Below are 24,799 nucleotides of genomic sequence, written 5' to 3'. Positions count from 1 at the left end.
ATTAAGACTCAACAAAACCAACTACTATCAAGCTTTTAATTCAAAATAGATAAAATTTAAAATGTTAAAAAAACGTTAAATACAGTACTATGTATTGCATAATACCTTCTTAAAGATATATATTTGCATAAGATAGTATTATATATTTATAACATCATGAAACAAAACAACGAAAACACCAACGCATTTTTAATACATATTTCTGCATTTGCAGGGTTTCTATTTCCATTTGGTAATATTATTACACCTTTAATTGCATGGCAAACTTTAAAGGATAGAAGTCCTTTTTTAGATAAACAAGGCAAAGAAGCTGTAAACTTTAACATTAGTTACTCGCTATATATTTTTATTCTTACCCTATCTGTTGTTCCTTTTTTTGTAGGTTCAATTTTTAGAAACTTCGATAATTTCGACAACTTTAATCACATTAACATCAATTTTAATTCTGGAAACATATTTGGTTTTGTTGGCTTAGCTTCAATTGCAGGAATTGTAGGACTTATAAAAATAGCATTAATAATTATTGCCGCTTTAAAAGCAAAAGAAGGAGAGAATTACAAATATCCTTTTACTATAAAATTTATAAAATAACAATATAAACCACTTTACATGAAGATAGAAAACACAAAAGCACAAATGCGAAAAGGTGTTTTAGAGTATTGTATTTTATCCATATTAAAACATGGAGATGCATATACTTCTGAAATTCTTTCAACGCTAAAAAGTGCAGAAATGATTGTGGTTGAAGGAACCATATATCCGTTATTAACTCGTTTAAAAAATGCGGGTTTATTAACCTATAGATGGGAAGAATCAACTTCTGGACCACCAAGAAAATATTATGTTTTAACAGAAAACGGAGGCCTATTTTTAAAAGAGTTAGATAAAACATGGGGCAATTTAATAAACTCAGTAAACCAAGTAATTAGTAAAAAACCAACTACAAATGAATAAGACAATAAACATAAATTTAGGCGGATTTTTCTTCCATATAGATGAAATTGCCTATCAGAAACTAAAAAGGTATCTAGAATCTATTTCTAGATCATTAAGTGATGATCCTCAAGGAAAAAACGAAATCATTGCAGACATTGAAGCACGTATTAGTGAACTTTTATCAGAAAAAATTACAGATGCTAGACAAGTTGTAAATGAAGGTGATATTGATGAAATCATCAAAATTATGGGGCAACCAGAAGATTATGCAGGAGCAGAAGAACCTTATAATGAATCTAGCTATTCTTACAAAAGAAATAGTACTTCTGGAAAAAAATTATTTAGAGATGGTGATGATAAATTTTTAGGTGGTGTTGCATCTGGAATTGGACATTATTTTAACATCGATGTAATTTGGGTACGTTTAGCTTTTATCATTTTACTATTTAGTGGGGTTTCTCCATTAATATATATTATTCTTTGGGTTTTGCTTCCTGAGGCAAAAACAACTGCCGAGAAATTACAAATGGAAGGAGAACCTGTAAATATTGATAATATTGAAAAGAAAATTCGTGAAGAGTTTAGCAATGTATCAGAAAATGTAAGAACCGTTGCCAACCAAGCATCAGAAAAAATAAAAGGTGGCGCTAGTGAGTTTTCAGAAAAAATAAGTCAGACTTTTAGCAAGGGAAAGACAAAAAAAAATAACGGCTTAGAAGATTTTCTAAACACTATAGGTAGTATTATTCTTGTCTTCTTTAAAGTGATTGGAAAATTTATCGGAATAATTTTAGTCTTTGTTGCAGCAGCAGTTATTTTATCTCTAATTATTGGAGGGTTTTCTATAGGAAGTTTAGAATGGTTAAATGTTGATGGAGAGTTTTTACAATATCCACCATTTTTCTATGATTCAGTTTTACCAAAATGGCTATTAACATTGTTTAGTTTCACATTAATAGGAATTCCGTTTTTAATCTTACTTGTATTAGGTTTAAGAATACTTTCTAGCAATGTTAAACAATTTACAAAAGCCACTTCATTAACACTTTTAGGAATTTGGATTGTTGCTTTATTAGGATTAATTTTTACAGGTATAGAGTTTGGAACATCTCATGCTAATTATGGTAAATCTATAGAAAAAAGTACAATAACACTTTCTCAAAATGATACGATTACCTTAAAAATGGTAAATGATGATACCATTTATTATCAACATAACTTAAGAAGAAGCTCTCACAAACAAGAGATTGAAATTGGAGACCATAAAAAAGTCTATACAAACAACGTAAAAGTTGATGTAAAGAAGAGTAATTCTGATGATACTTATTTTGTAATTCAGAAAGAATCTCGTGGAAAAAGCAAAGGAAAAGCGAACAAAAATGCACAACAAATTGAGTATACATATGAAATTATTGACAATACAATTGTTTTAGATGCTTTCTTTTTATCAGCATATAAAAATATGTGGAAAGATGAAGAGATTAAAGTCACTTTTTATCTTCCAGAAAACAGAACAGTATACTTTGATAATTCGATAAAAAACTTCCTATATCATGTAGATAACAAAGGAGATATTTATGATAAAGACATGGCAAATCATCATTTTAAAATGACAGATAAAACCCTGAAATGCACAGATTGTATAGAAGATGATTTTGATGAAGATGAAATTGGTAAAGAAACAATTTAATACAATTCAACCAAAAAAAACAACAATTGAGTAACCTTACTTAGATTTTAAGCGTCTATTATAAGACTTTTAACATCTAAAAAAACCAAACATCATGAAAAATTCAATTACAAAACTAATAGCAATTCTATTTATAACAACAATTTTCAGCTCTTGTGCTGTAGATATGTTTAACAAAGTAACAGGTAACAGAAACGTAATAAGTCAAGATAGAAAAGCAACAGATAATTTTACTGGTGTAAAGATAAGTACAGGTTTAGACTTGTATATAAGTCAGGGTTCTAAAAACACAATTACGGTAGAAGCTGATGAAAACTTACACGATATTATTATTACTGAAGTTGAAAATGGGATTTTAAAAATTTATTCGGAAAAAGGTATTTGGAAAGCAAAATCTAGAAAAATTTATGTAACCGTAAAAACACTAACGTCTTTAAAAGCTACAAGTGGAAGTGATATTTATGGACAGGATATTATTAAAACAGCTGAAATTTCTATTAGCGCAACAAGTGGTGCAGATATTAGAGTTTCTATAGATGCGCAAAGTATTGAAACAAGTGCTACAAGTGGTGCTGGTATAAGAATTTCTGGAATTGCAGTAAATCATGCTTCAAGTGCAACAAGTGGTAGTTCTATTGATGCTTATGAATTAAAAAGTAGAAATGCAATTGCAAAAGCTACAAGTGGTGCAGATATAAACATTTATGCTTCAGAAAGACTTGAAGCTAAAGCTACAAGTGGTGGAGATATCGATTTTATGGGAAACCCGAAAGAAATTAATAAGAAATCTAATTCTGGAGGAAGTGTTTCTGCAAAGTAAGTTCTGAATTAAATCAACACAAACGATCCAAAATATGAATTCATTCTTCGCGCCTTTTAAAGACGCTATACTTATAAAAATTCTTTTAGCAATTTTAATGTTTTTGTTTTCTCTTATAATGAATGCGCAGGTAAATGAAATACAAAAATATAAAGCTCCAAATTTAGAACTGCACAATGAAATTATAAAAATGGATAGTATTTATTTTGCAGCTTATAATAATTGTGACATGAAAACACAAGCTCATCTTTATGATGAAAAAATTGAATTCTTTCATGACAAAGGTGGTTTCGCTAATGATAAAACAGCCCTTTTAAAATCTTTAAAAGACAACATTTGTAATAAAGTTACAAGAACATTAATTAATGGAAGTGTAGAAGTATATCCTATAAAAGACTATGGAGCAATACAAATAGGGTATCATAAATTTTACAATAAGGAAGAACCTAATGCAAAATCTAAGCCTAGTAAGTTTATTGTAGTTTGGAAAAAAGAAAATAAAAATTGGAAAATGACTAAAGTAATTAGTCTTCATTAAAAACATTAAAAAACTGTAAATTATTAGAAAGCTAACTTCTAATATTAGTACTAATACTTGGTTTTATTAGTTTACTTGGTAAGTCGTCGTTTTGTAAAAAACGGCGCTTACTTTTTTTATACTAAAAATATTTTATGAAATTAGATAGCCCTAACTTCGCGTTGTAAATATAGAATCTAAAAATACTTATGAATTGTCTATTAACAGGTGGAACAGGAATTGTTGGAAGTCATATTCTTTTTGAATGGTTGCAGAAAGCGATAGTAGACAAAACAGTAAATCATCTTTTTGTTGTTATTAGAGACAATAACAAAACGGCTAAAAAGCGTTTGTTAGCCATTTTACAAGATGCATCTCGACCAGAATTTTTAAATAATTTTTCATTAGAAACTTGTTTAGAAAAAATAACTTTAATTTCTAGTGATTTATCATCAATAACCAAAAAAACTCTTAATAACTATAATTTTGATACCGTTATTCACTGTGCTGGATCTACAAATTTAGCAAACACCAATAATTCTAAAGAGAACGTTCATAGTCAGAATTATTTAGTAACTAAAAACCTATTAGCAGAACTACCCGATGCTGTAAAACGTTTTTTATATATCAGTACAGCCTATTCTTTCGGAATTCAAAATACAAAGGTAGATGATGTAATTAATAAATATAAAGTTACAAAATTTAGAAACCCTTATGAGCAATCTAAGTACGAAAGTGAAATATACGTTAAAGAAACTTGCCAATTAAAGGGTATCGATTCTCAAATTTTAAGACCTAGTATTATTTGCGGTCGTTTAATAGACAAACCTTTTTATGAAACTCCCAAGTTTGATGTTTTTTATTCTTGGGCAATATTTTTAGATAAATATGCGAAAAATGCTTCAGAAAACTTTAGAATTTGGATTGACAAAAAAAGTGGTTTAAACATTGTTCCTGTAGATTTTGTCTCGAAAGCCGTTTTGTATGCTTTTCTAAATCCAGAAATTAAAGAATTAAATATTGTAAATCCAAAACAAATTCTACATAAAGACTATGTGGGTCACGTTTTAGAATCTTTTAATATTAGTTCGTATGAATATGTAGAAGAAAAACCAGAAAATTTAAACGATTTTGAACAATTGTATTACAAAACTATTGGCGTAGTTTTTGAAAACTATATTTCTATTCCCGATTTACAATTTAAATCAGATTTAATTTTAAAATTGATAACACAATTAAAGTTAGACAATACATTAGGCGTTCATGAGAATTTTATGAACTTAATTAATTTCTCTGTTGAAAAGAAGTTTAGGAAGAGTTATTAATTAAAGGTTTATTTTATTTAACTAAATGCTACAAATTTACTATGGTTTATTTATAAACCTAAAAAATAGTTAACACTACAATTAATAATATAAAAGACGACTATTTATTTTCTAAATGCTCTTCAATATCTGCAATATGATATTGTAATGCTTGTGCAGAAATCTGAATTTCTTTTATTAATAAAAGCAAAGAAACAATCAATAGAATTAAGGCACAACCAAATACCCAAACGGCTATAGTTTGTTGATGAATGTAAATTAAAAGCATTGTTAAAACACAGAAAAGCAAACTTGAAATTCCAAAAATCTGCATCCATCTAGTTAAGTTTAATCGTAATTTTAAATTTTTTATTTGTCGTAATAAAGAATCCTCTTTACGCTCAAGATAAATATCATGTAAGTTTCTAATTACAGATGCATACGCTAAAAAACGATTTGTATAGGCTAACATTATCAATGAAATTGCCGAAAATAAAAGTGCGGGTGTTGTAAGTGTAAGTTCTTCCATAATTAAATTCAAAATTAATTAATAATATTTAAATTGTGTATTTTTGAAGTATGAAAATTATAATAATCTTATTATTTGTTTTAGCTAATTTTTCTGTAAACGCTCAAAAGTTAACTACTGGCTTTGTTTACTTATCTGATGTTGATAAAACTATAAAATCTGAATTAAGGTATTTAACTAATAATAATTTTATAGGAAAACCAATTGATGGTTATAATAAGAACTGTGTAATTGTTAGTCTTGAAACTGCCAATGCGTTAAAAAATATTCAACAAATTTTATTAAAAAAGAATTTAAGTCTTAAAATTTTTGATACCTATAGACCTCAACAAGCAGTAGATCATTTTGTGCGTTGGGCAAAGAATTTAAGTGATACATTAATGAAGAAACAATACTATCCAAACGTACCAAAAAGTCAGCTTTTTAACCAAGGCTATATTGCTTCAAAGTCTGGTCACACAAGAGGTAGCACAGTTGATTTAACAATTGTAAATATTAAAACTGAAGAAGAATTAGACATGGGGAATCCTTATGATTTCTTTGGTAAAGAATCGCATCCGTTTTATAATAAAATAACAACAATTCAGAAAAGAAATAGATTTTTTTTACGTGAAATAATGTTAGAAAATGGCTTTACACCTTATGACAATGAATGGTGGCATTTTACATTAAAGAATGAACCTTTTCCTAAAACGTATTTTAATTTTCCTATAGAATAATAAGTTTTAACGAAATTTAAAGAATATCATTTTAAATCGGCATTATATTTGCAAACAAATTGTCAGCAATAAAACTATAAATGAATCAATCTATTAAAATTTTAACTTTTATAATTTTTGCACTTTCAACTACGCAGCTGTTAGCACAATTAGATAATAGTAGAGGCAACAAAAAGAATGGAGAGATTAAAGCAGTTGTTAAAAACAATGCTAAAATTGCAGAAAAACCTAAATCTATTGAACTAAATGGAAGTGATGGTTTTAAAAGTGCTTTCGATAAAGAACAAGAAAAATATAAAAATAAACAAGCTGAGCAAAGTATAAATAATAAAGGCATTATTACGCAAGAAAAATTGAGTGAAGAGCGTTTTTTAAAAGCTTTTAAGAAAATAAACGGACAATATATTTACCCTAAAATAGATCAAGATTTAGGAAGTTTTAGAACCAACTCCAAAAGTGTAAATATTATTTGTAGAGATTTTCAATATCCAGATGGAGATAGAGTTACCATTTTTGTAAATGATATTCCTGTTATTTCAAATATTATTTTAAAACAAAATTACCAAAAATTCACGCTTCCACTAGAAGTTGGAATAAATAAAATTGCCTTTAAAGCCTTAAATCAAGGCTCTTCAGGACCAAATACAGCTGCATTTAAAGTGTACAATGATGCAGGTATGTTACTGTCCTCTAATGAATGGAATTTAGCAACAGGAGCAAAAGCTACTTTAGTCATTGCAAAAGACAAATAAACCCTTAACTACATCGTTTGAGTTAAATTCTTTTAATCTCTTTTTTTTATTCTATTTAAAACAGTTATTTTTGTCCTTCAGACTGTACAATATAACATCTGATTAAACAAACAAGAATTCATCAGAATGAAAAAAATTACCAAACAAACCTATTTAGACTGGTACAAAGACATGCTTTTCTGGCGTAAGTTCGAAGACAAATTAGCTTCTGTTTACATACAGCAGAAAGTTAGAGGCTTTTTACACTTATATAACGGTCAAGAAGCTATTTTAGCTGGCGCATTGCATGCAATGGATTTATCGAAAGATAAAATGATTACTGCTTATAGAAATCACGTTCAGCCAATAGGTATGGGAGAAGATCCTAAAAAGGTAATGGCAGAATTATTTGGAAAAGTAACTGGAACCTCTAAAGGAATGGGTGGTTCTATGCATATTTTCTCTAAAGAATTTCGTTTTTATGGTGGTCACGGAATTGTTGGTGGACAAATACCTTTAGGTGCTGGTCTAGCTTTTGGAGATAAATACAAAGGAAGTGATGCTGTTACTTTAACTTGTTTTGGTGATGGTGCAGCAAGACAAGGATCTTTACACGAAGCTTTTAATATGGCAATGTTATGGAAATTACCAGTAATTTTTATTGTAGAAAATAATGGTTACGCAATGGGAACTTCTGTAAATAGAACGGCAAATCATGAAGATATTTGGAAATTAGGTTTAGGTTATGAAATGCCTTGTGGACCTGTAGATGCCATGAATCCTATTAAGGTTGCTGAAGCTGTAGATGAAGCAATACAAAGAGCAAGACGTGGTGATGGTCCTACTTTTTTAGAAATGAAAACGTACAGATATAGAGGTCACTCAATGTCTGATGCACAGCATTATAGAACAAAAGACGAAGTAGAAGAATACAAAAAAATAGATCCTATTACACAGGTTTTAGACATAATTAAAGAGAAGAATTATGCAACTGAAGAAGAAATTGCTGCAATTGTAAAGGATGTAAAAGAGAGAGTAAATGAATGTGAGAAATTCGCAGAAGAATCTCCTTATCCAGAAGTTCAACAAATGTATGATATGGTGTATGAACAAGAAGATTATCCTTTTATAAGTTAAGATATGGCTACAATTATAAATATGCCCCGATTAAGTGACACCATGGAAGAAGGTGTTGTGGCAAAATGGTTAAAAAATGTTGGTGATAAAATTGAAGAAGGCGATATTTTAGCTGAAATTGAAACCGATAAAGCCACAATGGAATTCGAATCTTTCTATGAAGGAACGTTACTATATATTGGTATTCAAGAAGGAGAAACATCTCCAGTAGATGTTTTACTTGCCATTATTGGTGAAGAAGATGAAGATATTTCTGCAATTATTAGCGGAAGTTCAGAATCTGAAAAAACAGCGGCTAAAGAAGAAGTAAAAGAAGAGACTACTGCCGAAGTTGATGCTACTGATGCTGTTGTAATTCCTGAGGGAGTGCAAGTAATTATGATGCCTCGTTTAAGTGATACAATGACAGATGGAACTGTGGCAACATGGTTAAAGAAAGTTGGAGACGCTGTTGAAGAAGGTGATATGCTTGCTGAAATTGAAACAGATAAAGCTACAATGGAGTTTGAATGTTTCTATGAAGGAACAATACTATACATTGGCGTTCAAGAAGGAGAAACTGCTCCTGTAGATAGTTTGTTAACTATTATTGGTCCTGCTGGAACAGATGTTTCTGCAATAGTTGCCAATGGAGGTAACTCTATGGATGCAGAAAAACCGACTTCTGACAAAAAGGAAACAAAAATAGCTGATAAAGTAGAAGAAAAAAAGCCAGTTGCTACAACTAGTACTACTTCTAACAGACGTATTTTTGCTTCACCTTTAGCTAAGAAGATTGCTAGTGATAAAGGAATTAATTTAGCTGATGTTACTGGTTCTGGTGAAAACGGAAGAATCATTAAAAAAGATGTAGAAAACTATACTCCTGCTGCAAAAGTAGTTGAAGTTGAAGTTGCATCTGATACAAACTTAGTTGCTGCAGGTCAAGAAAAATCTAAAGAAGTTAAGAATTCTCAAATGCGTAAAGCAATTGCAAAATCTTTAGGTAACTCTAAATTTTCTGCTCCTGATTTCAGTTTAAATATTGAAGTTGATATGGACAGTGCTATGGCTTCTAGAAAAACAATCAATGCAATTCCAGATACAAAGGTATCTTTTAATGATATGGTTGTAAAAGCTTGTGCAATGGCTTTGCAAAAACACCCACAAGTAAATACATCTTGGACAGACAATAATACTGTTTACCATAGTCATATTCATGTTGGTGTTGCAGTTGCTGTAGATGACGGGTTATTAGTTCCTGTTGTAAAACATACAAACCAAATGAGTTTAACTCAAATTGGCGCAACTGTTAGAGATTTAGCAGGAAAAGCAAGACATAAGAAAATTTCTCCTGCAGAAATGCAAGGAAGCACTTTTACAGTTTCTAATTTAGGAATGTTTGGTATCGAAAACTTTACGTCTATTATTAATCAACCAAATTCTGCCATTTTATCTGTAGGTGCAATTGTTGAAAAACCAGTTGTTAAAAACGGACAAATTGTTGTTGGAAATACAATGAAATTAACTTTAACTTGCGATCACAGAACTGTTGATGGCGCTGTTGGAGCTCAATTTTTACAAACATTAAAAACGTTTATTGAAAACCCAGTTACAATGTTAGCTTAGGTTTTTTAGAAACAATATTTCATTAAAAAACTCGCAAGTATTGCGAGTTTTTTTTATATTTATTTTTGATGAAAAAAATAGAAGAAAAATTAAAAAATCCGGTTTGGTATTCTCTAAATGAAACTCATAAAAAGTTTCTTATAGAATATGATGGGGTTCAATTTTACCAACCAGATGTATGTATATTTGGTGCTTTCTTTGATGAAACTAAAACAGCAAAAGCATTAAATGAATACGCTAAAATAGCTAAGCGTTTCTTTTTGGTTTCAGAAAACCAAACACCTATAATAGACACTAATAATATTATTCTAGAGAAAAAAATTAATGGATGTCAAATGATTTTAGATAGCTTTGTTGATATTGAAATAACAGAAGAAATTGTTTTATTAACAGATAAAAACAGTAATGAAGTTTATGATTTAATATGGTTAGTAATGCCTGGATTTTATCAGAAAAGAGGTTTTGAAATGGGGAAATTTTTTGGTATTTTTAAGGACGGTAAATTAGTCTCAATTTCTGGTCAAAGAATGCAAAATGATGATTTTATAGAAGTAAGCTCAGTTGTTACACATCCTGATTACACCAGAAAAGGATTAGCAAAACAATTAATTTCACACACAACAAAAGAAATTTTAAAAGAAAAAAAACTTCCTATTTTACATACTAACAAAGGAAACCCAGCTATACAAATTTATGAAAAACTAGGCTACAAACTTACTAGAGATATGAATTGGTGGTTGTATCGTAAAAAATAAGAGCATAAAAAAACCTTGAGAAATTCTCAAGGTTTTTTTATGCTCTTATTTTATTTTAAAAATCTTGATTTACATCCCAAGCTTCTAATGTTTCTTTTAAAGTTTTAATAAACATACCTCCTAAAGCACCATTTACAACTCTATGATCATAGGAATGAGAAACAAACATCTTTTGTCTAATACCAATAAAATCTCCTTCAGGAGTTTCAATTACAGAAGGCATTTTTCTAATTGCTCCTAAAGCTAAAATTGCAACTTGAGGCTGGTTTATAATTGGTGTTCCCATTACAGAACCAAAACTACCAACATTTGTTACTGTGTAAGTTCCTCCTTGAATGTCATCAGGTTTTAATGCATTGTTTCTTGCTCTATTTGCCAAATCATTTACAGATTTTGTCATACCAACAAGGTTCAATTGATCTGCATTTTTTATAACAGGAACTATTAAGTTTCCATCTGGTAAAGCTGCAGCCATTCCAAGGTTAATATTTTTCTTTTTAATGATAGTATCACCATTTATAGCAATATTTACCATTGGATATTTCTTAATTGTACTTGCAACTGCATGCATTAAAATTGGGGTAAAAGTAAGTTTTTCACCTTCTCTTTTAAAGAAAGCATCTTTTACTTTATTTCTCCATATTACAATATTAGTTACATCAATTTCTATAAATGACTGTACATGAGCAGCAACGTGTAAAGAATCTACCATATGTTTGGAGATCAATTTCCCCATTCTAGTCATTTCTATAATTTCATCTCCTCCAACAATAGAAACTGGCGCAACTTTTTGTTGCTCTTTTTTAATTGACTTAACCGTAGTTTTTTCTTCTGATTTTACTTCTTTGGTCTTTTTTGGTTCAGAAGTTCTATCTTTAATAAATAATAAAATATCATCTTTAGTAACTCTTCCATCTTTTCCACTTCCAGTGATTGCTTCTAACTCTTGCATAGAAACTTTTTCTGTTTTTGCAATATTTCTAACTAGTGGCGAATAGAACTTTCCAGACTCAGATGTTTTAGTAATAGGAGTTGTAGATACATCAACAACTTTTTCAATAGATTCTTCTATTTCTGCTACTGCTTTAGGCACCTCATTCTTAGGTTCTTTTTTTACAGAAGTATCATTTCCTCCCGCAGTTTCAATTATAGCAATTGTTTCTCCAACTTCTACGACAGAGTCTTTGTCAAATAAGATTTCTACTAACGTACCCTCTACTTCACTTGGTACCTCAGAATCTACTTTATCTGTAGCAATTTCTACAACAGCTTCATCTAACTCAATAGAATCTCCAATTTCCTTTAACCAAGAAGTAATTGTTGCTTCTGCAACACTTTCTCCCATTTTTGGTAACTTTAATTCGAATCTTGCCATTTATATCATTTTTTCAGAATGCAAAAATACTAAAAAACAATGTTTTCTCAGTAAAAAAGATGAAAAAATAAAATATGTATTAAATTTTAATTTTACATTATTAATAATGATAATCATACTTTACTAACTATTTCACTAAATACATTTAATTAAGCATTGTAATTTTATTCTATTTATAAAAAAAATAGGGTTCATGATATTTATCATGTATTAAAATTTATATCCTATATAAATTTGCCTTATAAATAATATTAGTCATGAAAAAAGTGATCAGCTCAATTATTATGTTACTAATTGTAACAACTACAATTCAAAGTCAAGAAGCTTTAAAAAACGTACTACTTGACATCAAACTACCAAGTAGTGTATTAGTTAACGGAACTTCTACCCTGCATGATTGGGTAAGCAAAGTAGAGAAGACAGCTGCAAAAATTGAGATAAATAATTATTATGATATCGCTATAGAAACCTTAGAAGTTAAAATAGAAGCTACAAGTATTAAAAGTGGAAAGAAATTAATGGATAAGCTTACTTATAAAGCCTTAAAAGCTGAAGAGTTTCCACTAATAACTTTCATTTTTAAAAAAGGTGAAATTATTTCTGAAAATACAGATTCCATAAATATTAAACTTAAAGGCAATTTAACTATTGCTGGAATCACTAAAAATGTAGCTGTACTTACTACTATTAACAAATTAGGAAATGAAATTACGCTCATTGGAAAGCATAAATTAAAAATGACTGACTTTGGCATAAAACCACCAACAGCATTACTAGGCACAATAAAAACTGGTAATGAAATAACAATTGAATTCAACCTAAAATTTTAATATAAACAGAAGCAATCATGAAAACAATAAAAAAATTAGCACTAATTGCAATGGTTACTCTTTTTGGAGTGAACACATTCTCCCAAGAAGTTCAATATCTTAGACAAGCAGGATATGATGGGTTAAATGTTTTTGAAACTAAAAAAACAAATGATATCGAATTTGAAAAACTAGTAGTTAAAATAGGTGCAGATTTTGCTATCCAATTTCAGGCATTAGATCACTCTAATGATTTGGGTAACCTAACTACAATTGGAGATAATGTTAACTTACCTACAGCTAACTTAAATTTTGATGTACAATTATCAGATGGCTTTAGAATGCATTTAAGAACTTTTCTTTCTGCTAAACACCACAATGAAACATGGGTAAAAGGTGGTTATGTTCAAATGGATAAACTAGATTTTATAAAAAAAGACTTCTTAAAAAACGTTATGAATATAACATCAATAAGAGTTGGTGTAGATCAACTAAACTATGGTGATGCGCATTTTAGAAGATCTGATAATGCAATGGCTATTTACAATCCTTTTGTTGGTAATTATATTATGGATGCTTATACAGTAGAACCTTTTATAGAAATTACGCTACAACCTAAAGATTATTTATTTGTATTAGGTGTCTCTAACGGTCTATTAAACTCTACTGTAGAAAATTCTGTAACCGGTTATGGTTCTACTACTATTGTAGGAGAGAAAGACCTTAAAACTACTTTCTATGCTAAAGCAGGTATTGACCGTGAAGTAAATGAAGCATTAAGAGTTCGTTTAACAGGGTCTTTTATTAGTGAGAGCGGATATAACAATGGTGATCACCTGTACAGTGGAGATAGAGCTGGTGGAAGATATTATAACATATTTAACGCAAATATTGGAGGTAATTTAAAAGAGGGTGGTGACTTTGCAGCAAGATTTACTCCTGGATTTAAAAATAATACTTCTTACCAAATAAATCCTTTTATACAATACAAAGGTTTAGAGTTCTTTGGAATTTATGAGGTAAGTAAAGGAAATAGAAAAGAAGGAGAAGAAAAAGGGTCTTTCACTCAACTAGGAACTGAATTATTATACAGATTTGGAGAACAAGGCCAATTTTATGTTGCAGGAAGATATAACGCTGTAAATGGAAATAAACAATATGCTTCTGGAGGAACAAAACCGAACGATCAAGAGATTACTAGAACCAATATTGGTGCAGGTTGGTTTATGACAAAAAACATTTTAATGAAAGCAGAATATGTAAAGCAATCTTATAATTCTGATCCATTATGGTCTAATTTATCTGGTGCAGAAATGCATGATGTTGTACTTGAAGTTGTAATTTCTTTCTAAAAATTATATTTAAATTAGTTGAAAAAGCAGGAACAATGTTCCTGCTTTTTTTATTTTAAATTAGTTTTAACCATAAATAGCTTGGTCATTAACCTCACATTAATTTAATAATTAAACCCAATCTTTAGGTTTCATCAAAACCGTTAAAAGTTTTTCTTCTTCAGAATTCTCTTCTGGTTGATGATTGTATTTCCATTGAACAATTGGCGGTAAACTCATTAAAATGCTTTCTATTCTTCCGTTTGTTTTTAATCCAAAAAGAGTTCCTCTATCATGCACTAAATTAAATTCTACATAACGTCCACGTCTAATTTCTTGCCAATCTTTATGTGTTGTTGTAAATGGAGTTTCTTTTCTTTTTTCAACAATAGGAACATAGCTTTCTAAAAAACTATTTCCAACTTGGGTAACAAAATTGAATCTATCTTCTATAGAAAATTCTTCATTTTCTTTTTGATAATCAAAAAACAAACCTCCAATTCCGCGTGCTTCATTTCTGTGAGTATTCCAGAAATAGTCATCACATGTTTTTTTAAACTTCGGATAAAATGCTGAATGATGCTTATCACAAGCTGATTTACAAACGGTGTGAAAATGAATTGCATCTTCATCAAATAAATAATAAGGTGTTAAATCTTGACCTCCACCAAACCATTGCGTAACAATATTTCCAACGTCATCATACATTTCAAAATAACGCCAATTTGCATGTACAGTTGGCACAAAAGGATTTATAGGATGCATGACTAAACTTAATCCACAAGCAAAGAAATTTCCTTCTTTTACGCCAAATTGCTTTCTTAATGCTTCTGGTAATTCTCCAAAAACTTTAGAAATATTTACACCTCCTTTTTCAAAAACGGCTCCGTTTTCTATAACACGCGTTTTACCTCCACCACCTTCTTTTCTTTCCCAAATATCTTCTTGAAATTTTGCCAATCCATCAACCTCTTCTAATTTAGAAGTAATTGTATTTTGTAAATTTTCTATGTACTTATAAAACTGATCTTTCATTTTCTTTATTTAACAAGGCAACTGTTTTTACTGATGCTGCAGTTACTGATAATGGTAAAACGATTATAATTCCTAAAACAGGAATTAATAAACACAACATAAAAACGATTCCATTTCCTATAGAAACACCTTTATTTTTACCCACAAAATTGATACTTTCTTTATAATTTAAATGCCTTTCTAGTGTATAATCCATATTCCCAAAACCAGCATAATAAGCTTGTACTGAAAACAATAAAATAGTTGAAAAAATATTTACTAAAGGAATAAATTTTAACAATAGGATCGGAATTGTAATCAATAATTCTTTTCCTAAATTTCTGACATTAATTCTAATTCCTCTCCACAATTGTTCTTGAAAAGTAGTTTTTCTATAAAGGTGTTTTAAACTTCCATTAATATGAATTTCTATCTTCTCAGAAACAATACTCATAAATGGTGCTGATAATGCTAAAACAATATGCTTATATAAAATTAAACCAATGGCTAAAACAAAAATTCCACCAACAATTGAAGTAATTGTAGTTACTGTTTCTTTGCCCCAATCCCAAATCCAAATTTTTGCTAAAAAAAGACCAATATTGTCTGATAAACTATACGCAGTAAAACCAATAATTGTAGCAGTAAACACACTAATAAGAATTGGTATTGCAAAATATTTCCAGAGTTTTAGTTTAGAAATTAAACTAAAAGTACCAACATAAGCTTTTATTCCTGAAAGTATATTTTTAATCATTAGCGTTGGCTTGCGTTAGCGATTGTAATGGCATCCTTTTTTATGCTGAACTAGATTCAGTATAAAAAAGATAAAATGAAAAGCGCGACTTTATGCTGATTTTTCATCAGCACAAAGTAACGCCCAAAATATTTTTATTTTAGTTTGCTTTATATTCTTTTACAGCATCTACAAATGCTTTCGCATTTTCTAACGGAATATTAGGCAAAATTCCGTGACCTAAATTTACAATATATCTGTCTTTACCAAACTCGTTAATCATTTGAGTTACCATTTTTTTAATTTCTGCTGGTGGAGAAAATAAACGAGATGGATCAAAATTACCTTGCAAAGTAATTTTTCCACCAGATAAATAACGTGCATTTCTTGCAGAACAAGTCCAATCTACACCCAAAGCAGAAGCACCAGATTTTGCCATATCATTTAAAGCAAACCAACAACCTTTACCAAAAGCTATTACTGGAGTTTCGTCTTTTAATGCATCTATAATTTGCTGCATATATTGCCATGAAAATTCTTGATAATCTACAGGAGATAACATTCCGCCCCAAGAATCAAAAATTTGAACTGCATCTACTCCAGCAGCAACTTTTGCTTTTAAATATGCAATCGTTGTGTCTGTAATTTTTTGCAATAATGAATGTGCTATAACGGGGCTTGTAAAACATAATTCTTTTGCTTTATCAAAGTTTTTAGAACCTTGACCTTGCACACAATAACACAAAATGGTCCAAGGCGAACCTGCAAAACCAATTAATGGAACTTCATCATTTAGCTTTTCTTTGGTTGCTTTTATTGCTTCCATCACATATCCTAAAGATTCATGAACATCTGGAACAATTACACGATCTAAATCTTTTTGAGTACGAATTGGATTAGGCAAATAAGGACCAAAATCTGGTTTCATTTGCACTTCAATATTCATTGCTTGCGGAATTACCAAAATATCTGAAAACAAGATTGCAGCATCCATACCATATCTTCTAATAGGCTGCACGGTAATTTCTGATGCTAGTTCTGGAGTTTGACAACGTGTAAAGAAATCATATTTCTTTTTGATTACTTGAAATTCTGGCAAATACCTTCCTGCTTGACGCATCATCCAAACTGGTGGACGATCTACTATTTCTCCTTTTAATGCTCTTAAAAATAAATCGTTTTTTATCATAAGTTTAAACGCAAAGGCGCTATGTTTTTTCGCAAAGTTCGCAAAGGTTTTATAAATTTTTCTTAGCGAATTTTGCGCTTTCCTTTGTCTCTTTGCAGTTCTTTTAATTACAAATTATTTACTACTCTTTTAATTCCGTATTTTATTAAAGAAACGTTGAAATTAATTAACAACCCTAATTTACATTCAGAAAGTTTTAAATAAGTTAAAACTTGAGCTAAATGAACATCATTTATGGTTTCCACTGATTTTAATTCAACAATTACTTTATCTTCAATAATTAAATCTATTCTATATCCTATTTCGAGTTTTACTTCCTCATAAATTAAAGGCAATGCTTTTTGTTTTTCTACTTTTAAGTTTCTTTTTTTTAACTCATAAAACAAACACTCTTCATAAGAACTTTCTAAAAGACCAGGACCTAAAGCTCTATGAACTTTTAATGCACAATCGACAATAATTTTAGAAATCTCGTTTTCGGTCATTTTATAAATTTAAACTCAAAAGCGCTAAATATTTTAGCAAAGGGCACAAAGGTTTTGTAAATATTACTTAGCGAACTTTGCGCTTTCCTTTGTGTCTTTGCGGTTACTTCTTTTTACATTTTTGAAACTGCTAACATCCCTTTGTCAACTGCTTCTGCTATTATTTTAATATCCTTGTCTTTTAAAGCGGATGATAAAAACCAAGCTTCAAATTGTGATGGAGGTAAAAACACGCCGTTTTTTATCATTTCCCAAAAGAAGATTGCAAACTTTTTGGTATCAGAAGTTTGTGCTTCATCGAAATTGGTGACTTTTCCTTTTGTAAAGAAAGGGTTCATCATAGAACCAAAACGATTTACAACTAAATCTACATTATATTTTTTAGCAGTTTCAAGTAGAATCACTTCTAAAATACTTGCTGTTTCTTCAAACTTTTTATAAGGGTTTTGCTTTTTCAGTTCTGTTAAAGTAGCAATTCCTCCTGCCATGGCAATAGGGTTTCCACTTAACGTTCCTGCTTGATACATTCCTCCTAAAGGTGCAACTTCTTGCATAATTTCATTTCTTGCTCCATAAGCTCCAACAGGAAAACCACCACCAATTACTTTTCCTAAACAAGTAATATCTGCAGTAACACCTAATAGTTCTTGCGCTCCACCAAATTTAGAACGAAAACCCGTCATAACTTCATCCGCAATTAATAAAGCTCCTTTGGTTTCTAAATATTCTTTTAATTCTTTCAAGAAGTTATTCTGCGGAATTACAACCCCCATATTACCACAAATTGGCTCAATAATTACAGCTGCAATATCAGTATGTTCTTCAAAGTGTTTTTTTACACTTTCTAAATCATTATAGGTCGCGATTAAAGTATTTTTAACGGCTCCGTCCGGAACCCCTTTAGAGCCTGGTAAACTTAAAGTTGCTAAGCCTGAACCAGCTGCCACTAACAATGAATCTTGATGCCCGTGGTAACAACCCGAAAATTTTATTATTTTATCTTTTCCTGTAAATGCTCTTGCCAAACGAACTCCGCTTATAACAGCTTCTGTTCCTGAGTTTACAAAACGAACTTTGTCCATTTCTGGAAAAGCATCACAAACAATTTTTGCTAATTTTATTTCATTTTCTGTAGATGCTCCAAAAGAATATCCATTCTTCAAAGCTTTCTCTACACCTTTTTGCACCTTTTTATGACGATGACCTAAAATCATTGGCCCATAAGAAAGTACTAAATCTACATATTCATTTCCATCAACATCAGTAATTTTACTTGCTTTTGCTTTTTTAATAAACAACGGATTTCCACCAACTGATGAAAAGGCTCTAACTGGAGAGTTTACTGCTCCAACTAAGTTTACTAATCCTTTTTTATATAATTTTTCTGATTTCTTAAACATAATGTGTAATTGTGTATTTGTTTAATCGTGTAAATGTTAAACGATTTAACGCTTCAACAGAATTCTTGCAGCTTCTTTAGCAAAATAAGTAATAATAATGTCTGCTCCTGCTCTTTTCATCGACAGTAAACTTTCCATCATTACTTTTTCTCCATCAATCCAACCTTTCTCTGCAGCAGCTTTTACCATTGCGTACTCTCCACTTACATTATAACATGCAATTGGTCTATCAAAATTATTTTTTAAATCTCTAATGATATCCAAATAAGACAGTGCTGGTTTTACCATTAAAATATCGGCTCCTTCTTGATCATCAAAAGTAGCTTCACGCATTCCTTCATCTCTGTTTGATGGATCCATTTGATACGTTCTTCTGTCTCCAAAAGTTGGGGCAGAATCTGCAGCATCTCTAAAAGGGCCATAAAAGGCCGATGCATATTTTACAGAATATGCCATAATTGGCAAATTTACAAAACCGGTATTATCTAAAGATTGACGCACCATATCTATCGTTCCATCCATCATTCCTGAAGGTGCAACCATATCTACTCCTGCTTTTGCATGCGAAATAACTTGTTTTGCAATATTTACTAAAGTTGCATCATTATCTACATCATTATCATGTATAATTCCGCAATGACCATGAGAAGTATATTCACAAAAACAAACATCTGTAATTACATATAAACTTGGATAGTTCTTTTTTATAAAACGAATTGCTTGTTGCATAATTCCGTTCTCATTCCAAGTTTCTGTTCCTTCATCATCTTTGTGAGATGGAATTCCGAATAATAAAACAGCAGGTATATTTAATGCAACAACCTCATCTAATTCTTTAGAAATACGATCCAAAGAAAAACGTTTGATTCCCGGCATAGAAACAATTTCTGTTTCTATATTTTCCCCTTCTTCAATAAAAAGAGGATATACAAAATCATCTACAGAAAGTCTAGTTTCTTTAACTAATCTTCTAATTCCTTCTGATTTTCTAAGTCTTCTTGTTCTAAACATAATAAACCCCTGTTTCCCCAAAGGGGAGCACAATGCAATTTGTGCGGTTAATATTCTTTATATTTTCACAGCGGAACATGCTCCGTTGTTTTATTGTTGCTTCCACAAACTATTCCTTTTCCCTTTGGGAAGGTTAGGATGGGCTTGTAAAATGAGTATTTACCATTTCTAACACACTATCAACACTTGGTAAATTTGCAACTTCTACATTTTTAAAATGTTTTCTAGCTTCTACTGCTGTAGTTTCTCCAATACAAAAAGCAACTTTATCTGTTGTATTTTCTTTTAAGTAACTTTCAATTCCTGATGGACTATAAAACAAAACTCCAGAAACTGAATCATCAAGTTTAATAGGACTTAACATTGTTTTATATGCTTCAACTTCATTAACAGTAATATTCTGAGCCTTTAAAGAAGCTGGTAAAACATCTAATCTTACATTACTACAGAAATAGGTAACTTGTTTACTCTCTAATTCTTTTGATAAATATTCTGCTAGTACTTTTGCATTCTTTGCAACGTGCGTAACTTTACCAATTCTATTTTCAATCAGTTTTTTTGTTCTTCTACCAACACAATAAATATTCTTGAAATTCATTTCATTTTTGGTGAAAGAATTTAAAAGTGATTCCACTCCATTCTGACTTGTAATGATTACATTTTCAATCTCATTTTTCATCACTTTAGCAGGGATTCTATTAAAACGTATTTTAATAAAATCGCTGTCTTCAATACCAATTGTATTTGATAATGTTTCTTTTTGAAGTTCTGAAAGTTTTTTTGTTGAATAGACCGTTTGTAAATTAGCAGAAACCTCTTCATCTTCTAACATCAGCTCTTTACCACCTCTATTAATTACGTAATCTGCACAATCTTTTGCTAAAAATTCATGACTTCCTACTTTGGCGTTTTTATTAACTGTAATTTTTTTAGAACCGTCTTTTTTTAATAAAACTCCTTTAAAATTAACTTCTTCTGTTTTTCCATCTATATAAGCCAAAGCTCCTATTGGTGCAGTACAACCACCTTCTAATAAATTTAAAAACTCACGTTCTACAGTGGTACAAATTTCTGTTTCTTTATGATTTAATTGCTCACATGCATCTAAAGAATAATCATCATTATCTAAACATGTTACCATAATTGCACCTTGTCCTGGTGCAGGAATCATCCAAGAAAGACTAATTGCATCTTCTGGTTTTTTTCCTATTCTATATAATCCAGCTGCAGCAAAAATGGCTCCATTCCAATCACTGTTTTCTAGTTTATCTAAACGTGTATTTACATTTCCTCTTAAACCTACTACTGTATGTGTTGGATACCTATTTAACCACATCGCTTTTCTTCTTAAACTTCCAGTAGCAATAACTCCATTTTGTTCTCCAAAAAACTCTTCAGTCCCTTTAAATATTAAAACATCAGAATAATCATCACGTCTTAGCACGGCAGCTTGTATAATTCCTTCTGGTAAAACGGTAGGCACATCTTTTAACGAATGTACAGCAATATCAATATCACCCTTTAACATAGCAACATCTAAAATTTTCGTAAAAATTCCTGTAACTCCCATTTCATACAAAGGCTTGTCTAAAACAATATCTCCTGTAGATTTCATAGGAACTAATACGGATTCATAGCCTAACTCTTTTAATTCTTTACGCACTTTGTTTGCTTGCCAAAGCGCTAATTGGCTATCGCGAGTTCCTATTCTTATTATTTTCTGCATGGAGTTTAGTTTAAGATTGAAAAACCTTATTTATTACTTGAAGGCTTTGTGAAACAGATGTTTCTTCATCTTTTAAATGTTTCACAAATTGTGTTGTTATTTTTTGGATAAAACGTGAAGTTAATATTTCTGCTTGACTTTCATCAAAATCAACAATTTTTTTCTTCTGAAAATTAATTTCGTTGTTTTTTATATTTTCTAAAGATTTTTTTAACGCAGCAATTGCTGGCGTAAATCTTCTATGATTTAACCAATCGTTAAATTCTGCTTTATGCGTTTCTATAATTGCTTCTGCAAAAGGAACTTCTTGTTGACGAACAACTAAAGTTTCATCAGTAATTTTAGAAAGTTCATCTATATTAACCAAAGAAATACCCTCTAAATTAGCAACAGATTTAGCTACATTTTCTGGCATTGATAAGTCTAAAATTAATAATTCTTTGTTTTTAGAAATATGTTCTTTTGTAATTGTTGGAGTATCTGCTCCTGTAGAAACAATTAAAACATCTGCCTTTTCAACTTCTTCTGATAAATTTTCTATGACAGCTTTTCTAATAGAAGTATGTTCTTTTACAAATTCTGTAGTTTTTTCTTCCGTTCTATTTATTAAACAAACAGTTTTGTTTTGTGTGTATTCAGCTAAATTTTTACAAGTATACTTACCCATTTTACCTAAACCAAAAACTAAAATGTTTTTAGAATTATAATCTGGTAAATTTTTAATAATAAATTGAACAGCTGCATAAGAAACAGATGTTGTTCCAGAACTTAATTTTGTTTCGTTCTTTACGCGTTTACTTGCCTGCAAAACACTATTTATTAACCTCTCTAAATAAGCATTTGTAGTTTTTAGAGATTTAGCTAATTTAAAAGATTGTCTTAATTGACCTACAATTTCATAATCTCCTAAAATCTGACTTTCCAATCCTGTACCAATTCTAAACAATTGCTGAATAGCTTCTTGGTTTTTGTAAACATTAGAAATTTTAGCAAATTCTTGAATTGTACCTTCAGAAAACTCACATAGAAGTTCTATTAATTGACAAGGACGTTCTGCAAAACCACTTATTTCAGTTCTATTACATGTAGATATGATAAAGACACCGTCAAAACCTCTCTCTTTAGAAAGCTCTAACAACGAAATCTGGTTTTCTTTAGATAAAGAAAATTTACCACGCGTGTTTGCATCAGCTTTTTTATAACTAACGCCAATATTGTAAAAATGTTCTTGCTTATCCTCTTGCATCTATTTGTAAAAGTTAGACAAAAGTATAAACTTAACTTAGAAAAAAATGTCGCTGCAAGTACTTTTTATATCGTTAAATGTTTTTTATCAACATTTTAATAGAAAAAATGTCTAAAAGCACTATTTTTGCTAACAAATCAAGCTTTTTATTCATTTCTATATAGAATGAATCTAAATAAAAACACTTGAATTAAAGAAATAGGTATGTTTAAAAATGTCGGAGAAAGTACTTTTGAAGAAATCAACTTAGAAAAAGGTTTTTATGTACTTCATTTTCAGAACGAAAGCAAAGAAGTACTTAATTTTGAAAGAGAAATAAATAGCACTTTTATACAAATTCACTTTTGTTTAAGAGGAAAATCAAAATTCATCTTTAACAACAGTTCTTACACTTTTGATGTTTTAGACAATAGGTCTATTCTGCTATACAATCCGCAAAGAACTTTACCTATTAATTTAGAAATTCAACCTAAAACAACCTTACTTTCTTTATTAATTTCAATAGAAAAATTTCATTCATTATTCTCTAAAGAATCTGGTTATATTCCTTTTTTAAGTGATGAAAATAGCCACAAAAAATATTATGATGATAGTGAGATAAAACCAATGGTTTCTATTGTTTTACAGCAAATTATCAACTCAAATATAAATAGTTCTATTAGAGATCTGTATGTAAAAGGAAAAGTATACGAATTATTAAGTCTTCATTTTCAGCAAGAAGAAAATAATAATGGTGAATATTGTCCTTTTTTAGTTGATGAACAGAATGTTCTTAAAATTAGAAAAGCGAAAGAAATTATTATTTCTAGAATGGCAGAACCACCAAGTTTACAAGAACTAGCAAATGAAATTGGTTTAAACTTAAAGAAATTAAAAGAAGGTTTTAAACAAATTTATGGAGATACCGTTTATAGTTTTTTGTTTGATTACAAAATGGAACATGCCAGAAAACTATTAGAAAGCAATCAATATAACGTAAATGAAGTTGGCACAAAAGTAGGTTATAGTACAGCGAGTCATTTTATTGCTGCTTTTAAGAAAAAGTTTGGCACAACGCCAAAAAAATATGTAATGAGCCTTAATAAGTAATGAAGTAGCCGTTAGCACAAATTAAAGTTTGTAACAAATGTTATTTTAAAATGCGCTTTTTTAAGTATTTCTACTTGGTTTAAGATAACTAATTAGAAATCTCAACTTTGAAACAAAAACAAATTGAAACAATTAACACATTACGACATAGAAAATAAGCAACAACAATTTCCAATTACAATTGTTTGTGATGCCATCAGAACTCCAGAAAATATAGGAATGTGTTTCAGGATTTCTGAAAGTTTTGGTGTTGAAAAAATTTATTTTCATGAAAATTCACCGTCATTAGAAAACAGAAAAGTTATAAAAACGGCAAGAAACACTATTGCCGAAATAAAACATGAATTTTACAACAATTTTGAGCAAACAATTCATCAATTAAAAGCAGAAGGAAATACAATAGTAGGTATAGAAATTACTGATAAAAGTATCAATATTCAAGATTTTAATTTTAAAAAACATAAAAAAATCGTCTTACTTTTGGGAAGTGAAAGAAACGGAATTGAAAACATTAATTTAACAGATGAAACTATTGCAATACCAATGTATGGTAGAAACTCATCTATGAATGTAGTACATAGTTTAGCTATAACTCTGTATGAGGTTACAAATCAATTGAATACTAAATAAAAAGAAATTGAA

25 protein-coding genes are annotated in these 24,799 nt (G+C 29.9%); 15 read left to right on the top strand and 10 right to left on the bottom strand.

The window, feature by feature from the left end:
• Positions 1-156 precede the first annotated feature (156 nt).
• The 6 genes from BTO04_RS14515 to BTO04_RS14490 all read left to right on the top strand — a co-directional run bounded on the left by BTO04_RS14515 (position 157) and on the right by BTO04_RS14490 (position 5,288).
• Positions 157-591 (top strand): DUF4870 domain-containing protein, encoded by a 435-nt coding sequence (locus BTO04_RS14515; protein WP_087565183.1) that lies wholly within the window; start codon positions 157-159, stop codon positions 589-591.
• Positions 592-609: 18 nt separating this feature from the next.
• The gene (locus tag BTO04_RS14510) at positions 610-954 is read left to right on the top strand and encodes a PadR family transcriptional regulator (protein WP_087565182.1); all 345 of its coding nucleotides are present in this window, start codon (positions 610-612) and stop codon (positions 952-954) included.
• Positions 947-2,626 (top strand): PspC domain-containing protein, encoded by a 1,680-nt coding sequence (locus BTO04_RS14505; protein WP_087565181.1) that lies wholly within the window; start codon positions 947-949, stop codon positions 2,624-2,626. The genes BTO04_RS14510 and BTO04_RS14505 overlap by 8 nt, the downstream gene beginning before the upstream one ends.
• A 94-nt stretch (positions 2,627-2,720) precedes the next feature.
• The gene (locus BTO04_RS14500; protein ID WP_232455913.1) at positions 2,721-3,446 is read left to right on the top strand and encodes a head GIN domain-containing protein; all 726 of its coding nucleotides are present in this window, start codon (positions 2,721-2,723) and stop codon (positions 3,444-3,446) included.
• 34 nt (positions 3,447-3,480) lie between these two features.
• Entirely contained in the window at positions 3,481-3,984 is a 504-nt protein-coding gene (locus BTO04_RS14495) for a nuclear transport factor 2 family protein (protein WP_232455912.1), read from the top strand.
• A 188-nt stretch (positions 3,985-4,172) separates the two neighbouring features.
• Positions 4,173-5,288: an SDR family oxidoreductase gene (locus BTO04_RS14490; RefSeq protein ID WP_087565180.1), complete on the top strand. Its 1,116-nt coding sequence runs from the start codon at positions 4,173-4,175 to the stop codon at positions 5,286-5,288.
• A 100-nt stretch (positions 5,289-5,388) separates the two neighbouring features.
• Here BTO04_RS14490 and BTO04_RS14485 read toward each other — a convergent pair whose 3' ends face one another.
• Positions 5,389-5,796 (bottom strand): DUF2721 domain-containing protein, encoded by a 408-nt coding sequence (locus BTO04_RS14485; protein WP_087565179.1) that lies wholly within the window; start codon positions 5,794-5,796, stop codon positions 5,389-5,391.
• A gap of 50 nt (positions 5,797-5,846) precedes the next feature.
• Here BTO04_RS14485 and BTO04_RS14480 point away from each other — a divergent pair, with 50 nt between their 5' ends.
• From BTO04_RS14480 to BTO04_RS14460, 5 genes are all read left to right on the top strand, one after another.
• Positions 5,847-6,515: a M15 family metallopeptidase gene (locus tag BTO04_RS14480; protein ID WP_087565178.1), complete on the top strand. Its 669-nt coding sequence runs from the start codon at positions 5,847-5,849 to the stop codon at positions 6,513-6,515.
• Positions 6,516-6,595: 80 nt separating this feature from the next.
• Positions 6,596-7,267, top strand: a complete 672-nt coding sequence (locus tag BTO04_RS14475; RefSeq protein ID WP_087565177.1) for a hypothetical protein — start codon at positions 6,596-6,598, stop codon at positions 7,265-7,267.
• A gap of 126 nt (positions 7,268-7,393) precedes the next feature.
• Positions 7,394-8,383 (top strand): pyruvate dehydrogenase (acetyl-transferring) E1 component subunit alpha, encoded by a 990-nt coding sequence (gene pdhA / locus BTO04_RS14470; protein WP_087565176.1) that lies wholly within the window; start codon positions 7,394-7,396, stop codon positions 8,381-8,383.
• A gap of 3 nt (positions 8,384-8,386) precedes the next feature.
• Positions 8,387-9,991 carry a pyruvate dehydrogenase complex dihydrolipoamide acetyltransferase gene (locus BTO04_RS14465; protein WP_087565175.1) on the top strand — a complete coding sequence of 535 codons (1,605 nt, stop codon included), beginning with the start codon at positions 8,387-8,389 and terminating at the stop codon, positions 9,989-9,991.
• 68 nt (positions 9,992-10,059) lie between these two features.
• On the top strand, positions 10,060-10,746 hold the full coding sequence (locus BTO04_RS14460) for a GNAT family N-acetyltransferase (protein WP_087565174.1): 687 nt from the start codon (positions 10,060-10,062) through the stop codon (positions 10,744-10,746).
• A 55-nt stretch (positions 10,747-10,801) separates the two neighbouring features.
• On the opposite strand, the gene BTO04_RS14455 is transcribed toward BTO04_RS14460, so the two are convergent.
• The gene (locus tag BTO04_RS14455) at positions 10,802-12,121 is read right to left on the bottom strand and encodes a dihydrolipoamide acetyltransferase family protein (RefSeq protein ID WP_087565173.1); all 1,320 of its coding nucleotides are present in this window, start codon (positions 12,119-12,121) and stop codon (positions 10,802-10,804) included.
• A gap of 257 nt (positions 12,122-12,378) precedes the next feature.
• On the opposite strand from BTO04_RS14455, the gene BTO04_RS14450 reads away from it, so the two are divergent.
• The gene (locus tag BTO04_RS14450; RefSeq protein ID WP_087565172.1) at positions 12,379-12,951 is read left to right on the top strand and encodes a YceI family protein; all 573 of its coding nucleotides are present in this window, start codon (positions 12,379-12,381) and stop codon (positions 12,949-12,951) included.
• Positions 12,952-12,968: 17 nt separating this feature from the next.
• A complete protein-coding gene (locus tag BTO04_RS14445; protein WP_087565171.1) occupies positions 12,969-14,282 on the top strand; it encodes a hypothetical protein in 1,314 nt (437 codons plus the stop codon).
• 111 nt (positions 14,283-14,393) lie between these two features.
• Here the strand turns inward: BTO04_RS14445 and hemF are convergent, their stop codons facing one another.
• The 8 genes from hemF to hemA form a co-directional block, all read right to left on the bottom strand.
• The gene (gene hemF, locus BTO04_RS14440; protein WP_087565170.1) at positions 14,394-15,296 is read right to left on the bottom strand and encodes an oxygen-dependent coproporphyrinogen oxidase; all 903 of its coding nucleotides are present in this window, start codon (positions 15,294-15,296) and stop codon (positions 14,394-14,396) included.
• Complete coding sequence (locus BTO04_RS14435) at positions 15,277-16,032, bottom strand: EI24 domain-containing protein (protein WP_087565169.1); 756 nt, start codon at positions 16,030-16,032, stop codon at positions 15,277-15,279. Before BTO04_RS14435 ends, hemF begins: the two co-directional genes overlap by 20 nt.
• 139 nt (positions 16,033-16,171) lie before the next feature.
• A complete protein-coding gene (hemE, locus tag BTO04_RS14430) occupies positions 16,172-17,200 on the bottom strand; it encodes a uroporphyrinogen decarboxylase (RefSeq protein ID WP_087565168.1) in 1,029 nt (342 codons plus the stop codon).
• Positions 17,201-17,307: 107 nt separating this feature from the next.
• Positions 17,308-17,685 (bottom strand): GxxExxY protein, encoded by a 378-nt coding sequence (locus BTO04_RS14425; protein WP_087565167.1) that lies wholly within the window; start codon positions 17,683-17,685, stop codon positions 17,308-17,310.
• A gap of 113 nt (positions 17,686-17,798) precedes the next feature.
• Entirely contained in the window at positions 17,799-19,088 is a 1,290-nt protein-coding gene (gene hemL / locus BTO04_RS14420) for a glutamate-1-semialdehyde 2,1-aminomutase (RefSeq protein WP_087565166.1), read from the bottom strand.
• 42 nt (positions 19,089-19,130) lie between these two features.
• Positions 19,131-20,096 (bottom strand): porphobilinogen synthase, encoded by a 966-nt coding sequence (gene hemB, locus BTO04_RS14415; RefSeq protein ID WP_087565165.1) that lies wholly within the window; start codon positions 20,094-20,096, stop codon positions 19,131-19,133.
• 133 nt (positions 20,097-20,229) lie between these two features.
• Positions 20,230-21,822, bottom strand: coding sequence for a hydroxymethylbilane synthase (hemC, locus tag BTO04_RS14410; protein WP_087565164.1), 1,593 nt, complete (start codon positions 21,820-21,822; stop codon positions 20,230-20,232).
• 10 nt (positions 21,823-21,832) lie between these two features.
• Positions 21,833-23,068 carry a glutamyl-tRNA reductase gene (hemA, locus tag BTO04_RS14405; protein ID WP_087565163.1) on the bottom strand — a complete coding sequence of 412 codons (1,236 nt, stop codon included), beginning with the start codon at positions 23,066-23,068 and terminating at the stop codon, positions 21,833-21,835.
• Between the two features lie 204 nt (positions 23,069-23,272).
• Between hemA and BTO04_RS14400 the strand changes: the two genes are divergently transcribed.
• Together BTO04_RS14400 and BTO04_RS14395 are read left to right on the top strand one after the other, a co-directional pair.
• On the top strand, positions 23,273-24,157 hold the full coding sequence (locus tag BTO04_RS14400) for a helix-turn-helix transcriptional regulator (protein ID WP_087565162.1): 885 nt from the start codon (positions 23,273-23,275) through the stop codon (positions 24,155-24,157).
• A 123-nt stretch (positions 24,158-24,280) separates the two neighbouring features.
• Complete coding sequence (locus BTO04_RS14395) at positions 24,281-24,787, top strand: TrmH family RNA methyltransferase (RefSeq protein ID WP_087565161.1); 507 nt, start codon at positions 24,281-24,283, stop codon at positions 24,785-24,787.
• The last annotated feature ends 12 nt before the right edge of the window (positions 24,788-24,799 follow it).

The organism is Polaribacter sp. SA4-10, from assembly GCF_002163835.1.
Taxonomy (GTDB): domain Bacteria; phylum Bacteroidota; class Bacteroidia; order Flavobacteriales; family Flavobacteriaceae; genus Polaribacter.
The sequence above is the reverse complement of the archived record's forward strand: the minus strand, read 5'-3'. Positions and strand labels throughout refer to the sequence as shown.

Coding starts and splice junctions, on each gene's coding strand:
- BTO04_RS14515 (WP_087565183.1), top strand. CDS start 157: ATGAAACAAAACAACGAAAACACCAACGCATTTTTAATACATATTTCT.
- BTO04_RS14510 (WP_087565182.1), top strand. CDS start 610: ATGAAGATAGAAAACACAAAAGCACAAATGCGAAAAGGTGTTTTAGAG.
- BTO04_RS14505 (WP_087565181.1), top strand. CDS start 947: ATGAATAAGACAATAAACATAAATTTAGGCGGATTTTTCTTCCATATA.
- BTO04_RS14500 (WP_232455913.1), top strand. CDS start 2,721: ATGAAAAATTCAATTACAAAACTAATAGCAATTCTATTTATAACAACA.
- BTO04_RS14495 (WP_232455912.1), top strand. CDS start 3,481: ATGAATTCATTCTTCGCGCCTTTTAAAGACGCTATACTTATAAAAATT.
- BTO04_RS14490 (WP_087565180.1), top strand. CDS start 4,173: ATGAATTGTCTATTAACAGGTGGAACAGGAATTGTTGGAAGTCATATT.
- BTO04_RS14485 (WP_087565179.1), bottom strand. CDS start 5,796: ATGGAAGAACTTACACTTACAACACCCGCACTTTTATTTTCGGCAATT.
- BTO04_RS14480 (WP_087565178.1), top strand. CDS start 5,847: ATGAAAATTATAATAATCTTATTATTTGTTTTAGCTAATTTTTCTGTA.
- BTO04_RS14475 (WP_087565177.1), top strand. CDS start 6,596: ATGAATCAATCTATTAAAATTTTAACTTTTATAATTTTTGCACTTTCA.
- pdhA (WP_087565176.1), top strand. CDS start 7,394: ATGAAAAAAATTACCAAACAAACCTATTTAGACTGGTACAAAGACATG.
- BTO04_RS14465 (WP_087565175.1), top strand. CDS start 8,387: ATGGCTACAATTATAAATATGCCCCGATTAAGTGACACCATGGAAGAA.
- BTO04_RS14460 (WP_087565174.1), top strand. CDS start 10,060: ATGAAAAAAATAGAAGAAAAATTAAAAAATCCGGTTTGGTATTCTCTA.
- BTO04_RS14455 (WP_087565173.1), bottom strand. CDS start 12,121: ATGGCAAGATTCGAATTAAAGTTACCAAAAATGGGAGAAAGTGTTGCA.
- BTO04_RS14450 (WP_087565172.1), top strand. CDS start 12,379: ATGAAAAAAGTGATCAGCTCAATTATTATGTTACTAATTGTAACAACT.
- BTO04_RS14445 (WP_087565171.1), top strand. CDS start 12,969: ATGAAAACAATAAAAAAATTAGCACTAATTGCAATGGTTACTCTTTTT.
- hemF (WP_087565170.1), bottom strand. CDS start 15,296: ATGAAAGATCAGTTTTATAAGTACATAGAAAATTTACAAAATACAATT.
- BTO04_RS14435 (WP_087565169.1), bottom strand. CDS start 16,032: ATGATTAAAAATATACTTTCAGGAATAAAAGCTTATGTTGGTACTTTT.
- hemE (WP_087565168.1), bottom strand. CDS start 17,200: ATGATAAAAAACGATTTATTTTTAAGAGCATTAAAAGGAGAAATAGTA.
- BTO04_RS14425 (WP_087565167.1), bottom strand. CDS start 17,685: ATGACCGAAAACGAGATTTCTAAAATTATTGTCGATTGTGCATTAAAA.
- hemB (WP_087565165.1), bottom strand. CDS start 20,096: ATGTTTAGAACAAGAAGACTTAGAAAATCAGAAGGAATTAGAAGATTA.
- hemC (WP_087565164.1), bottom strand. CDS start 21,822: ATGCAGAAAATAATAAGAATAGGAACTCGCGATAGCCAATTAGCGCTT.
- hemA (WP_087565163.1), bottom strand. CDS start 23,068: ATGCAAGAGGATAAGCAAGAACATTTTTACAATATTGGCGTTAGTTAT.
- BTO04_RS14400 (WP_087565162.1), top strand. CDS start 23,273: ATGTTTAAAAATGTCGGAGAAAGTACTTTTGAAGAAATCAACTTAGAA.